At 66.4% G+C, this 13,407-nt stretch carries 13 protein-coding genes and 1 riboswitch; of the genes, 4 read left to right on the top strand and 9 right to left on the bottom strand.

Features of this window, described 5'->3' with window-relative positions; all coding sequences use genetic code 11:
- Positions 1-14: 14 nt before the first annotated feature.
- The 4 genes from ldcA to AC3G2C_RS08075 form a co-directional block, all read right to left on the bottom strand.
- A complete protein-coding gene (gene ldcA / locus AC3G2C_RS08090; protein WP_488384113.1) occupies positions 15-974 on the bottom strand; it encodes a muramoyltetrapeptide carboxypeptidase in 960 nt (319 codons plus the stop codon).
- A gap of 88 nt (positions 975-1,062) precedes the next feature.
- Positions 1,063-2,154: a bifunctional 3,4-dihydroxy-2-butanone-4-phosphate synthase/GTP cyclohydrolase II gene (gene ribBA / locus AC3G2C_RS08085; RefSeq protein WP_488384112.1), complete on the bottom strand. Its 1,092-nt coding sequence runs from the start codon at positions 2,152-2,154 to the stop codon at positions 1,063-1,065.
- A gap of 117 nt (positions 2,155-2,271) precedes the next feature.
- Positions 2,272-2,913 carry a riboflavin synthase gene (locus AC3G2C_RS08080; RefSeq protein WP_488384111.1) on the bottom strand — a complete coding sequence of 214 codons (642 nt, stop codon included), beginning with the start codon at positions 2,911-2,913 and terminating at the stop codon, positions 2,272-2,274.
- Positions 2,914-3,046: 133 nt separating this feature from the next.
- A riboswitch (FMN riboswitch) is annotated at positions 3,047-3,215 on the bottom strand.
- 115 nt (positions 3,216-3,330) lie between these two features.
- On the bottom strand, positions 3,331-4,242 hold the full coding sequence (locus tag AC3G2C_RS08075; protein WP_488384110.1) for a LysR family transcriptional regulator: 912 nt from the start codon (positions 4,240-4,242) through the stop codon (positions 3,331-3,333).
- 87 nt (positions 4,243-4,329) lie between these two features.
- Between AC3G2C_RS08075 and AC3G2C_RS08070 the strand changes: the two genes are divergently transcribed.
- Complete coding sequence (locus AC3G2C_RS08070) at positions 4,330-5,340, top strand: zinc-dependent alcohol dehydrogenase family protein (protein ID WP_488384109.1); 1,011 nt, start codon at positions 4,330-4,332, stop codon at positions 5,338-5,340.
- Between the two features lie 44 nt (positions 5,341-5,384).
- Here AC3G2C_RS08070 and AC3G2C_RS08065 read toward each other — a convergent pair whose 3' ends face one another.
- From AC3G2C_RS08065 to glyA, 5 genes are all read right to left on the bottom strand, one after another.
- Complete coding sequence (locus AC3G2C_RS08065) at positions 5,385-6,401, bottom strand: Gfo/Idh/MocA family protein (protein WP_488384108.1); 1,017 nt, start codon at positions 6,399-6,401, stop codon at positions 5,385-5,387.
- Complete coding sequence (locus AC3G2C_RS08060; RefSeq protein WP_488384107.1) at positions 6,398-7,267, bottom strand: phytanoyl-CoA dioxygenase family protein; 870 nt, start codon at positions 7,265-7,267, stop codon at positions 6,398-6,400. The genes AC3G2C_RS08065 and AC3G2C_RS08060 overlap by 4 nt, the downstream gene beginning before the upstream one ends.
- Positions 7,268-7,300: 33 nt before the next feature.
- Entirely contained in the window at positions 7,301-8,407 is a 1,107-nt protein-coding gene (gene ribD, locus AC3G2C_RS08055) for a bifunctional diaminohydroxyphosphoribosylaminopyrimidine deaminase/5-amino-6-(5-phosphoribosylamino)uracil reductase RibD (protein WP_488384106.1), read from the bottom strand.
- 78 nt (positions 8,408-8,485) lie between these two features.
- A complete protein-coding gene (gene nrdR / locus AC3G2C_RS08050; RefSeq protein ID WP_199099715.1) occupies positions 8,486-9,007 on the bottom strand; it encodes a transcriptional regulator NrdR in 522 nt (173 codons plus the stop codon).
- Between the two features lie 108 nt (positions 9,008-9,115).
- Complete coding sequence (gene glyA, locus AC3G2C_RS08045; protein WP_488384105.1) at positions 9,116-10,369, bottom strand: serine hydroxymethyltransferase; 1,254 nt, start codon at positions 10,367-10,369, stop codon at positions 9,116-9,118.
- Positions 10,370-10,506: 137 nt separating this feature from the next.
- On the opposite strand from glyA, the gene AC3G2C_RS08040 reads away from it, so the two are divergent.
- The 3 genes from AC3G2C_RS08040 (at position 10,507) to AC3G2C_RS08030 (ending at position 13,404) form a co-directional block, all read left to right on the top strand.
- Positions 10,507-11,586 (top strand): alpha/beta hydrolase family protein, encoded by a 1,080-nt coding sequence (locus tag AC3G2C_RS08040; RefSeq protein ID WP_488384104.1) that lies wholly within the window; start codon positions 10,507-10,509, stop codon positions 11,584-11,586.
- 2 nt (positions 11,587-11,588) lie between these two features.
- The gene (locus tag AC3G2C_RS08035) at positions 11,589-12,182 is read left to right on the top strand and encodes a TetR/AcrR family transcriptional regulator (protein ID WP_488384103.1); all 594 of its coding nucleotides are present in this window, start codon (positions 11,589-11,591) and stop codon (positions 12,180-12,182) included.
- 226 nt (positions 12,183-12,408) lie between these two features.
- The gene (locus AC3G2C_RS08030; protein WP_488384102.1) at positions 12,409-13,404 is read left to right on the top strand and encodes an aldo/keto reductase; all 996 of its coding nucleotides are present in this window, start codon (positions 12,409-12,411) and stop codon (positions 13,402-13,404) included.
- Positions 13,405-13,407 lie beyond the last annotated feature (3 nt).

Below are 13,407 nucleotides of genomic sequence, written 5' to 3'. Positions count from 1 at the left end.
GGGGGCGGACTATTTTACGGGATTTGGGGCAGCGTGCCCGGATCGGGCCGAGGCAGCGACCCGGCGAGGTGCGGATGGCCACTGAAATGCAGGCTGGCCTGGCCGCCGGTCACGCTCAGTTGGGCGTGCGCGCCGAACGGCAGGGTGAACTTGTCGGCCTCGTGCCCGAACGGCATCCCAGCCACTACCGGGATGCGGGCCACCTCGTGGATGCGCGCCAGCGCCGCGTCCACGTCGTAGCCGTTGTCATAGGCATGCGGACGGCACTGAGTGAAATGGCCCAGCACCAGCGCCCGCTGGCGATCCAGCACGCCGGCCAGATGAAGCTGGTAAAGCAGCCGCTCGATGCGGAACGGGGGCTCGCCCACGTCCTCCACGAACAGGATGCCGCCGTCGATACGGGGGAAGTACGGCGTACCGAGCAGGCTGCACAGCATGGCGAGGTTGCCGCCCCACAGCGGCCCTTCCACCTTCAGCTCCAGCGGCGAGGGCGTGGTCCAGCGGGCGGTGCTCTCCGGCTCGCCGACGGCGCGCCAGAAGTGCTCCCACATGAGTTGATTGAGCACCGGCGCGCCGAAATCCGGCCCCAGCATCGGCCCACCGAACGTCACCAGGCCGCTCTTGGCGTAGAGCGCCAGCTGGATGGCCGTGAAGTCGCTGTGCCCTACCAGCAGCGTGTGGCTGCCCGCCAGGCGCTCGCGCAAGGCGCCGTAGTGCAGATGTTCCAGCAGCCGCGTGGCGCCGTAGCCACCGCGTACCGCCAGGGCGATGTCGGGCAGGGTCGGCGCGATGGCGAGGCGGTTGAGGTCCGCCACGCGTTCGGCGTCGCTGCCGGCGAAGCGGTCTTCCTGCCGGTCCAGCACGTCGGTGCCATCCACCGTGCAACCCGCGGCACGCAGGCGGGCGACGCCGCGCGCCATGGCGTCGTGGTCGTGCGGGTAACCGGAGGGTGCGATCAGGCGGATGCGGGTCATGGGCGGCTTCTGCGCGGGAGTGGGCTGGCAGTATGCGGATCACGCATGGCGCGGACAGGGCAACGACCGGCCCATGCCCGGCGCTTGCTCACACGTATTCGACCACTTCCAGGCCAAAGCCACCCAGGCCCACCATCTTGCGCGGCGTACCCAGCACGCGCAGCTGGCGAATGCCCAGGTCCGCCAGGATCTGCGCGCCCAGGCCAAGCTGTCGCCACTCCTGCTGCTGGGCCTCTTCCGGCGCCTGCGCGGACGGCTGGCGATTGAGGCGACGCAGCAGCGCATCGGCCGTGTCTTCGCCGGACAACACCAGCAAGGCGCCACGACCTTCATCGGAAATGCGACGCAGCGCCGAGGTGACGGTAAGCCCCAGGTCATCGCGCTGCAGGTGCAGCACGTCCGACAGCGTGTTGCGCACATGCACGCGGGTGAACACCGGTTCACCGTCGTGAACCGTGCCGCGCAGCAAGGCGAAATGCAGGCCGTGGTGAATGGCGTCGCGATAGGCCACCAGGCGGAACGGGCCAAACTCGGTCTGCACGTCCTCCTCGTACACGCGCTGCACCGTCTTCTCGGTTTCCAGGCGGTAGCGGATGAGGTCGGCGATGGTGCCGATCTTCAGGCCATGCTTTTTGGCAAACACTTCGAGCTCAGGGCGGCGCGCCATCGAGCCGTCCTCGTGCAGGATCTCGATGAGCACGGCGGACGGTTCCAGTCCCGCCAGCGACGCGAGGTCGCAACCCGCTTCGGTATGGCCGGCGCGGGTGAGCACGCCACCGGCCTGCGCGGTGAGCGGAAAGATGTGCCCCGGCTGGGAGAGATCCTGCGGCCTGGCATCGGACTTGACCGCCACCTGGATGGTGCGCGCGCGATCGTGCGCGGAAATGCCGGTGGTGACGCCTTCCGCCGCCTCGATGGAGACAGTGAAATTGGTCTGGTACGGCGAGGTGTTGTCCACCACCATCGGACGCAGGCCGAGCTGGCGCGTGCGCTGTTCGGTCAGCGTGAGGCACACCAGGCCGCGCGCCTCGCGCACCATGAAATTGATGTCCTCCGGGCGCACCATCTGCGCGGCCATGATCAGGTCGCCTTCGTTTTCGCGATCTTCGTCGTCGAGAATCACGACCATGCGGCCGGCGCGGATGTCTTCGAGGATTTCGGGGATGGTGTTGAAGCTCATGGGTTGTTCGTTCCGATCGCGTTTCGTCGTTGCCGTCAGCCCGGCGACAAGCCGGGCTTCAGCGCTGTGGTGTAGGTGGAAGACGCTGGGTCCCAGCCTGCGCTGGGACGACAAGCGCTACGCAAAGCCGTGCTGCTTGAGGAAGCCTTCGTCGAGCTTGGGCGCGCCACCGCTACCGATGAGCCGCTCGATATAGCGCGCCACCACATCCACTTCGATGTTCACCGCATCGCCGGCGCGACGCGCATGGAAGGCCGTGTGTTCGACGGTATGCGGAATGAGGTTCACGCCAAAGCGATGGCCGTTCACCTCGTTCACGGTGAGGCTGGTGCCGTCGATGCAGATGGAACCCTTGGCGGCGATATAGCGCGAGAGATTGGCCGGCACCTCGAACACCCAGCGCTGCGAGCGGCCATCGGGCGTTACCGACACCACCTTGCCCACGCCATCCACATGGCCCGACACCAGATGGCCGCCCAAACGATCGGCCAGGCGCAAGGCCTTCTCCAGGTTCACCGGGTCGCCCGCCTTGAGCTTGCCCAGCGTGGTGAGCGACAGCGTTTCGTTGGATACGTCGGCGCTGAAGCCGCGCGACTCCAGGGTCACCGCCGTCAGGCACACGCCGGAGACGGCGATGCTGTCGCCCAGCTGCACGTCGGCCAGGTCGAGGCCGGCCGTATCCACGTGCAGGCGCACGTCGCCGCCGCGTGGCTCCAGCCGCGCGATGCGGCCCACGGTCTGAATGATGCCGGTGAACATCAGCGCACCTCCGACGGGAAGGCGGCGAACAGGTTGTGACGAAGCTTGGACATGAAACGTTTCCCGCGCCATGAAACATGCGAAAAACGCCCCAAGGCGTCAGGCAGGCGCGCACCGGCGAAGGCGCGCACCGTACCGTCTTCTCTCATCCGGACTTTCTGGCGGCCATCGCTGGCTGCCAACCGTCGGCTCCGGCATCGGACCGGATCTGCTGACCTTCCGGCGGACCGGAAGCGCTCGCGGGCTCGCGCCCGAAGGCGCCTACCGCCGGTGGGGAATCGCACCCCGCCCTGAAGACGTCGTTGTAATGAATGCCGGCGAACCGACCCCGCAAGTTTAGCATCATCCGGCGCGGTGCCCGGACACGGGTTGTTCACCAGGCTGCACGCCGTGTCGCCGCCGCGCGCCCAAACCGGCTCATTCGCCGGCCAGCGCGGCGGCCAGATAGTCGATCAGCAGGCGCAGCGCGGGCGCCCGGTCAGCACCGGGCAACCACACCAAGTGGATGGGGGAACTGGCCAGTTGCCATGCCGGCAACACCTCGACCAGCCGGCACTGCGCCACCATGGCGTCACTCATGTAGTCGCCCTGGATGCCGATGCCCACGCCGGCCAGCAGCGCATCGCGCACGGCCAGCGAATCGTTGCTGGTCATCACCGGGTCGATGCGCACGGAACGCCGGCGCCGCTGCTGCGAGAACTGCCAAAGCGTGCCGGTGCGCAGGCCACTGAAGGCAAGACAGCGGTGCGCCTTGAGGTCCGCCGGATCATTGAGCGCGGGCGCCTGGGCCAAATAGGACGGCGAGGCACACAGGTAGCGCCGCATGGTGCCCACGCGCCGCGCCACCAGCTGCGCGTCGGCCAAACGTCCGGCGCGCACGGCCAGATCCACCTTGGCGGCCACCATGTCCACATAGGCGTCGTCGTAACTGGTGTCCAGCCGGATCTCCGGGTATTGCCGCATGAACTGGGCGAGCAGCGGCGCGATGCGGTCGCGGCCGTAGGAACGGGGCAGATGCACGCACAGTCGCCCCGCCGGTTCGCCATCGCGCGGGCGCAGGTCGGCCGCCAGCGACGTCATCACCGTTTCCAGTCGCTCGCAATGAGCCAGCAGCTGCTCGCCGCGCGCGGTGAGCGTGACCCGTCGCGTGGTGCGCAGGAACAGGCGCGTACCCACGGCGTCTTCGAGCGCGGCAATGCGCCGGCTCAGCACGGAGGGAGTGCAGCCCACGTCTTTCGCGGCCAACGAAAAGTTGAGCCGGCGCGCGGCCGTGGCAAAGGCGCGCAGCTCTCGAACGCGTGCCGGGGTCAGCTCGAACGATTGATTCATTGAGCGAACAAATGAAGTGCGGTGGCTGGAGATTATCATTTCCTAAGCCAGCGCCCAGCATGTCGCCATTCCCCACGGAGCAACGCCATGCGTGCCTATCAGCTCAGCGCTTTTGGTCTGAATCATCTGGAACAAGTCGACCTGCCCGCCCCCACGCCCGGCCCGGGCCAGGTACTGGTGAAACTGGAGGCTGCCTCGCTCAATTACCGCGACCTGCTGCTGGCCCAGGGTCAGCTGTATCGTGGTGTGGATCTGCCGATCGTGCCGGTCTCTGACGGCGCCGGCACGGTGGTGGCCATTGGCGAGGGCGTGCACCGCTTCGCGCCGGGCGACCGGGTGACCACCTTGTACAAGTCACGCTGGATCGCCGGCGCCATGCGCCCGGAATGGACGGGCGCCGAACCGGGCGGCCCCGATCACGGCGTGATGCGCGAGTACGCCTGCTTCGATGCCTACGCGCTGGCGCACGCACCGCGCCACCTCGATGCCCTGTCCGCATCGACCCTGCCCATCGCCGCCCTCACGGCATGGCAGGCGCTGGACCTGGCCCAGCTCACCAGCGGGCAATCGGTGCTGATCCTGGGTACCGGCGGTGTCTCACTGTTCGCACTTCAGTTCGCCAAGCAGCGTGGCGCCAAGGCCATCGTGCTTTCCTCCAGCGACGACAAGCTCGAACGCGCCCGCGCACTGGGCGCGGACGTAGGCATCAACTATCGCCAGCATCCGCAATGGGGCGCCCTGGTGCGCGACGCCACCGATGGCGTGGGCGCCAACGTGGTCATCGAAACCGTGGGCGCGGCGACCTTGCCGCAATCGATGGAGGCGGCGGCCATGCATGGTTTTATCGGCCTGGTTGGCTTCATGGGCGGCAACGAAGCCAGCATCACGCTCACCCAGGCACTGCTCAAGCGCATCCGCCTGCAGGGGCTCTCGGTCGCCCCACTGGAGCAGCACGAGCGAATGGTCGCCGCCATCGAGCAAGGCAAGCTGCAGCCGGTGGTCGACCGCGTGTTCGGCTTCAACGAGCTGCCCGACGCGTTTGCCCTGCTCGCCTCGGCGCAGCACTTCGGCAAGATCGTGATCGACTTCGCCCGCTGAACCCACGCCACGCGCCCGCCTTGCGCGGGCGCGTGGCGCCGCGGTTATTGGCCTATCGACTGGCCGCTCTGACGACGAAAGTCGCGCAGCACCTGATCGATTACCCAACTGGTGCGTGCGCCACTGTCCGCCGACGACGGGCACGCGCCCGCGTGTCCGGTGAGTTCGGCCACGATGGTCTCGATCAACGGCTGCTGGATATGCAGCGGATTGGCCACCTTGTACTCATGCGCACCCGCGGCGGTTTCGACGCGAATGGGGCCATCGCCAAAGGTGGCGAAGCTGATGCGCCCCTGCTCACCGACCACGGTGATGTCGTCGTGGTACGCATAGCTGCCGAAATTCCACAGCCCCGTGCCGAGCATGCCGTTGCCGAAGGCGAAGGACATGGCCACGCTGTCTTCCACCGGATACGCGCCCAACTGGTTGCTGGCCTGCCCGCTCGCCGAAACGATGGGGCCGAACAGCCAATCGAGGATATCCAGCGTATGGCAACCGATATCCATGAAGACGCCGCCGCCGGACACGTCCGCTTGCACGTGCCAGGGCAGGTTCTTCGGGTCGTGGTAGCGCGGATGGTGCGGCTCATGCAGCACCACATTGACGATGCGCGGCGCACCGATCGCACGCTGGCCAAAAATGAGTTCGCGCACCTTGGCGAAGCGCGGCAGCGCACGGCGGTAATAGGCCACGAACACCGGCACCTTGGCCGCGCGTCCGGCGCGGATGATCTCCTCGCACTCGGCATGATCCAGCGCCATGGGCTTTTCCACGTACACCGGCTTGCCCGCGGCAATGCTCATCAGCGCGTACTGCTTGTGCGTGGAAGGCGGCGTGGCCACGTAGACCGCGTTGACCTCCGGGTCGGCGATCAACTTGGCCGCATCGTCGTACCAGCGCGGCACGCCGTGTCGCTCGGCATAATCACGTGCCTTCTCGCCATCGCGGCGCATCACGGCCACCAGCGCGGAATTGGGCGTCTTGCTGAAGCCCGGCCCGCTCTTCACTTCGGTGACGTTGCCGCAACCGATGATGCCCCAGCGTATCGCTGCCGTCGTCATGAGGTCTTGAACTCCTTTTTCAGGAACTGCTGGTGGTAGGCGTGGAACACGTTCACTTCCGGATGCCGCGCGCGCTCCACCAGGTGCGCGCGCAGGGCCTCGCGGACGGACGGCTCCAGCGACGCCAGGTACTCCAGGGTGTACTCGGTGTGGTCGAGCACGCCGAAATGACACGTCGGCGCGTACTGCGAAGCATGGAAACCCAGGTGAATGGTGATGCGCCGGTCGGCCAGCACGCCGCCGTAGCCTCGATGCACCGTGTAGTTGTTGTAGAACACGGCCTCGCCGGGCTGCAGTACCAACTGCACGCCTTCGGCCAGCTCGGGCGCATCCACGGGCGCCATCTTCTCGGTGTCGCCGAAGATCGCGCGCTCCTGTGCGTTGAGCGCGCGCCGATGGCTGCCGGGCACCAGCCACAGACAACCATCGACGGTAAGCGGCAGGTTCATCTGCACGTAGTTGTAGTGATAGGTGTCGCTGAACCAGGCGGGGTCCACCTGATCGTCGGGCACCTGCAACACATCGCGATGCCAACCCTGGCGATAGTCCACGCCGGCTTCCGCATAGAACAGCGAAGCGCCGTCGATGATGATGCCCTCGCCCAGCAGGTCGCGGCAGATCGCCAGGATGTCGGCGTTGCAGATCACGTCCTGCACGTCGCGTATCGCCTTGGCCGGCTGCAGGAACTGCAGGTTGCTCATGCGCTGCGCATCACCGCGCGCGTGTCGATCGGCCTCCACCGCGGCGACATAACGGGCGATGGCGGCATCGTCCAGGATGCGGCGCACCAGGTAGCCCTGCTCCACGAACTGGGCGCGTTCGGCCTCGGTGAGAACCAGCGGCGGAGAGCTATGCGAGGGATTCATGCGAGATGTCCATAAGAGTCAAACGCCGCGACGTCATGCCTGCGCCGTCGGCCGAAACAACAGGCGAATATCTTCGCCCAAGACACGTCGGTCGACCGTGCGCAGGCGCCAGCGGTCCCCCATGTCAGAGAGCGCCGGCAGGGTCAGCAGCGGTCGCGCGCTATCGCCGAGCAACAGCGGTGCCATGTAGATCAACAATTCGTCCACCAGGCCGGCGGCAAACAGCGCGCCACACAGGCCGGGGCCGGCCTCCACATGCACCTCGCCGATATGGCGCCGGGCCAGTTCAGCCATGACGGCGTGCAGGTCCAAGGCCCCGCCCTGCTCAGCCACGCTGCACAATTCCACCGCCTGGAAACGCGGATCCTGCGGCTGCGCGTGCGGTGCGTGCAGCACCAGCGTGGGCACGGTGCCGTCGAGCACGTGGCTATCCGACGGTGTACGCAGCCGGCTGTCCAGCAGCACGCGCACGGGAGGCGTGAACGCTTCGCCCTCAGGCAGGCGTACGTTGAGTCGCGGGTTGTCCGCCAGCACCGTGCCCGAGCCGGTAAGGATGGCCGCGCTGCGCGCGCGCCAACGCTGCACGTCCGCGCGCGCCGCCTCGCCGGTGATCCATTTCGATTCGCCATTGGCCAACGCGGTGCGGCCATCCAGGCTCATGGCCAGCTTCACGCGCACCCATGGACGCCCCCGTTCGACGCGGCTGAAAAAGCCCAGGTTGAGCTCGCGTGCGGCATCGCGCAACAAACCGGTGTCCACCGCCACGCCAGCCTCGCGCAGCTTGCCGATGCCGCGGCCATCCACCTGCGGAAACGGATCTTCGGCGGCGATCACCACGCGTGCCACGCCAGCAGCAATGAGGGCATCCGCGCACGGCGGCGTGCGGCCATGATGGGCGCACGGCTCCAGCGTCACGAACGCGGTGGCGCCACGCGCATGCTCGCCTGCCTCGCGCAGTGCGAACACTTCGGCATGCGGCTCGCCGGCACGCGGGTGAAAGCCGGTGCCCACCACGTGTTCACCGCGCGCGATCACGCATCCGACACGCGGGTTGGGATGGGTGGTGTACAGGCCACGCTCGGCCAGGCGCAGGGCATGCGCCATATGGGCGTGGTCGATGGCGGAAAAGCTCTGGGTCATGCCCGGATCACTGGCTGATGCGTTGGCATCAGTGTAGGCGATGCAACGAGGTCGCGGCCCTCCCCTGCGGGAGAGCGCTTACTGGGACTTCTTGCGGCGGGCGACGCTCTCGCCCAGCAGGGAAAGCTGAAGGGCTTCCAGTTCCGGCAGGTCGCGTTCGAGTTTCTCGATTTCCTCGCGGAACGCCTGCACGTCTTCGAACTTGCGGTAAACCGAGGCGAAACGCACGTAGGCCACCTGGTCGAGCTTCTTCAGCTCGCGCATCACCAGCTCGCCGAGCTGGCGCGAAGGTACCTCGCGCTCGCCGCAGCGACGCAGGTCGTTGACGATTTCGCGCACCGCCGCATCCACCGCAAGCGTGGATACGGGGCGCTTCTGCAATGCGCGCTCGAAGCTCACGCGCAGCTTGTGCTCATCGAACGACTCCCGCCGCTCACCGCTCTTTACGATGGTCGGCAGCTTCAACTCGGCGGTTTCGAACGTGTTGAAGCGCTCGCCGCACTTGGGGCACTCGCGACGACGACGCACGGTGGCGCCGTCCTCGGCAAGGCGCGAGTCGATCACGCGGGTGTCTTCGTGCTGGCAGAACGGGCAATGCATCAGTGTGCGGAATCGGAAGAAGGGGGCATAGGGAATAGCACAGCCACAACGCGCCGCATGCGTCGGGTGTTCACGCCTCCCGACGCCCTATTCCCGATTCCCTGCTCTTCAGCCATACACCGGGAACTTGTGGCACTGCGCGGTGACAGCGGCTCGCACCTTGGCGAGCACGGCATCATCGTTCGGCGCGTCCAGCACATCGCAGATCCAGTGGGTCAGTTCCACCACGTCCGCTTCCAGGTAGCCACGCGTGGTGACCGCCGGCGTGCCAACGCGCAGGCCCGAGGTAACGAAGGGCTTGCGAGGGTCGTTCGGCACGGCGTTCTTGTTGACCGTGATGTGCGCCTTGCCCAGCGCCTCTTCCGCGTCCTTACCGGTCACGTCGCGGCCGATCAGATCCACCAGCATCAGGTGGTTCTCGGTGCCGCCGGAGACGATCTTGTAGCCGCGTTCGATGAAGGTCTTGGCCATGGCCTTGGCGTTCTTGACCACCTGTTCCTGGTAGGTCTTGAAGGCCGGCTCCAGCGCTTCCTTGAAAGCCACCGCCTTGGCGGCGATCACGTGCATCAGGGGGCCGCCCTGGATGCCCGGGAACACGATGGACTGCAGCTTCTTCTCGATCTCTTCGCCGGCATCCTTCGCCACGATGATGCCGCCGCGCGGGCCGCGCAGGGTCTTGTGCGTGGTGGAGGTGACCACATGCGCATGCGGCAGCGGATTGGGGTACACGCCCGCGGCAACCAGACCGGCCACGTGCGCCATGTCCACGAACAGGTAGGCGCCGATCTTGTCGGCAATGGCGCGGAAGCGCGCCCAGTCCATCACCTGCGAGTAGGCGCTGAAACCGGCGACGATCATCTTGGGCTTGTGCTCGACGGCCAGGCGCTCGACTTCGTCGTAATCGACCAGGCCCTGCTCATTCACGCCGTACTGGATGGCGTTGAACAGCTTGCCCGACACGTTGACCTTGGCGCCATGGGTGAGGTGGCCGCCGTGGGCCAGGCTCATGCCCAGAATGGTGTCGCCCGGGTTCAACAGGGCCAGGTACACCGCCTGGTTGGCCTGCGAGCCCGAATGCGGCTGCACGTTGGCGTAGGTGGCGCCGAACAGCTGCTTGAGACGATCGATGGCGAGCTTTTCGGCAATGTCCACGAATTCGCAGCCGCCGTAGTAACGCTTGCCCGGGTAACCCTCGGCGTACTTGTTGGTGAGCACGCTGCCCTGCGCTTCCATTACGCGCGGGCTGGCGTAGTTCTCCGAAGCAATCAGCTCGACGTGGTCTTCCTGGCGACGGGCTTCGTCGGCCATGGCCTGGGCCAGTTCATTGTCGTAACCGGCGATCGTGTCGTGCTTCGGGAACATCCTGACCTCGTGGGGTGGCATGCAGGGTAAGAACGGGAAATTGTAGCTGTCATGTGGTATGGGGGCCACCGCTGGCACTTGCAGTCACATTATGTACAACGTACGGTACAACGTACTCGACAAATCGGACGCCGTTCATGATCACCAAGCCCTTCCAGCCCTGGTGCCGCGCGCTCGGGCTATGCGCTTTGCTGCTGCTTGCCCCTTTGCTGGCCCACGCCAGCGACGCTACCGGCGTGGGTGTCGCCGACATTCGCATCCCCGACCCGGTCAACGGCGGCACCACCGATGGCTATGTGTTCTACCCGACCAGCCAGCCCGTCCACGGCACCACGGCCATTGGCCCGTATGACGTCGCTGCCCTCCCCGACGCCACCCCGCTCCCCGGCGCCAAGCCGCTTGTAGTGATTTCGCACGGCAACGGTGGCAGCGACCTGGGTCATCACGACCTGGCCACCTACCTTGCGAGCCACGGTTTCGTGGTCGCCACGCTCAACCACCCCAAGGATTACTTCCGCGACACCAGTGGCGTGGGCCACATCGAGGTGCTGGCCGGCCGCCCGATTCAAGTGAAATCCACTATCACTACGCTGCTGGACGACCCGCGCTGGAAGTCGCTGATCGATGCCAGCCGCATTGGCGTGGCGGGTTTCTCCGCAGGCGGCTACACCAGCCTGATGGTGGCGGGCGCGCAGCCGCGGTTCGAGCGCTTCATTCGCTTTTGCGACCGCTACCCCGACGACAAGGACGTTTGCGGCAAGGCTGCCGAATTCCGCGCCGATGCCGCACGCCAAGGCAAGACGCCCGAGCAGGTACTCAACGACATGCAGGGAGAGCTGGGTCGTTACGGCGATACCACCGACCCGCGCGTAAAAGCCATTTTCGCCATGGCGCCCCTCAGCATGATCTTCGACGAGCATGGCTTCGATCGCGTGCACATTCCCGTGTACCTCTACTACGGGCAGAACGATCGCGTGCTGATCCCTGCGGAAAACGCGCAGCACATTCAGCCGCTGATCCACTCGTTGGTGGCGGTGAAGTCGGTGCCCAAGGCTGATCACTGGGTATTCCTGCCGCCTTGCTCGCCGGCGCTCGCCAAGGAAATCGCCCCGATGTGCACCGACCCGGCCGGTGTCGACCGCGCCAAGGTACACGCGCAGATCAATGCCGACGCCTTGGCGTTTTTCCGCAAAAGCCTGCACGTGAAAACGCACTAAACATGCCCAAAGCGTTGAGCGAGCAAGACACCGAAGCATTTCGCGAGCGCCTTTGCGAGGCCGCCGCGCGGCTTTACGTGGATGAAGGGCCAGGCGCCGTCACCATGCGGCGCCTGGCCACCGAACTGGGCTGCGGCACCATGACGCCGTATCGCTATTTCGAGAACAAAGACGAGATCGTCACCGCTGTACGCATACGCGGCCTGCACCGCTTCTCCGAGGCGCTGGAGCACGCCCTGGAGTCACCCGGCGACGGCCGCCAGCGCTCGCGCGCGGTGCGCGACGCCTACATCGCATTCGCCCGCTCCAATACAGCCACCTACCGGCTGATGTTCGAGTATCCCGAAATCAACCGGGACGATCCGGCCTACCGCGAGGCTCACCAGCGCATGTGGCGCACGGTCGCCGCGCATGTGGAAGTGATGATCGCCGAAGGCACGGTCGCGGGCGACCCGGCCATCATCGGCCATCAGATCTGGGCAGCCCTGCATGGCGCGGTGATGCTGGAGATCGCCGGTATGTTGCCGGAGGGTTTCGACGCAGCAGCGCTGCACACACGAACGGTCAGCGCGATATTGGATTCCGCCCGCCCTTAGAGCGTGTTCACGACCTGTGCGTAGCCCACCCCTTTCGGGCGGGGGCGACTTGCCCGCAGCTCCACGTCATCACTCGGTTGTGTACGGACGTACACGCCCTCCCTCTTCCTTGATCTGCGCGCAAGCCGCTCCCGGAGCGGGCCACGTACAGATCGTGAACAAGCCCCAAGCCTTGACCACGCATCGCATTGGCGCACCATAGGGGACTCCCCACGGAGTGCCCCTCATGCAACAACGCACCCTCGGTAAGCACGGCCCTCGCGTTTCCGCCCTCGGCCTCGGCTGCATGGGCATGTCCGGCATGTATGGCGCCGCCGACCGTGGCGAAAGCATCGCCACCCTCCATGCCGCGCTCGATGCCGGCATCACGCTGCTCGACACCGGCGATTTCTACGGCATGGGCCACAACGAAATGCTGATCGGCGAAGCGCTGGCGGGCCGGGCGCGCGACAGCTACCAGCTCAGCGTAAAGTTCGGCGCCCAACGTGGCCCTGGCGGCGATTGGCTCGGCTACGACGCCCGCCCCGCCGCGGTGAAGACTGCGCTGGCCTACACCCTGCAACGCCTGCGCACCGACTACATCGACATCTACCGCCCGGCCCGACTGGACCCGAACGTGCCGATCGAAGACACCGTCGGTGCCATCGCCGACCTGATCAAGGCGGGCTACGTGCGCCATCTGGGCTTGTCGGAAGTAGGGCCGGACACCATCCGCCGCGCACACGCCGTGCACCCGGTGGCGGACCTGCAGATCGAATACGCGCTGATCACGCGCGGCATCGAAGAGCGCATCCTGCCGACGTGTCGCGAACTCGGCATGGGCATTACGGCTTATGGCGTGCTGTCGCGCGGCCTGATCAGCGGCCACTGGGCGCCGGATCGTCACACCGAAGCGCGCGACTTCCGCACGCACAGCCCACGCTTCCAGGGCGACAACCTGGCGCACAACCTGTCCTTGGTGGAGACCTTGGAGCAGCTTGCGCAACGCAAGGGTTGCAGCGTGGCGCAGCTCGCCATCGCCTGGGTACTGGCACGCGGCGAGGACATCGTGCCGCTGGTGGGCGCACGCACGCGCGAACGCCTGCGCGAAGCGCTGGGCGCGCTCGATGTGGTGTTGTCGCCGGATGAGCTGGCCGCGCTGGAGCACACCTTTCCGCCCGGCGTAGCGGCGGGCGAACGCTACAACAACCAAGGTATGGCATCGCTCGACAGTGAGCGGTGATCG

The organism is Frateuria sp. sgz306004 (assembly GCF_057750885.1).
The sequence above is the reverse complement of the archived record's forward strand: the minus strand, read 5'-3'. Positions and strand labels throughout refer to the sequence as shown.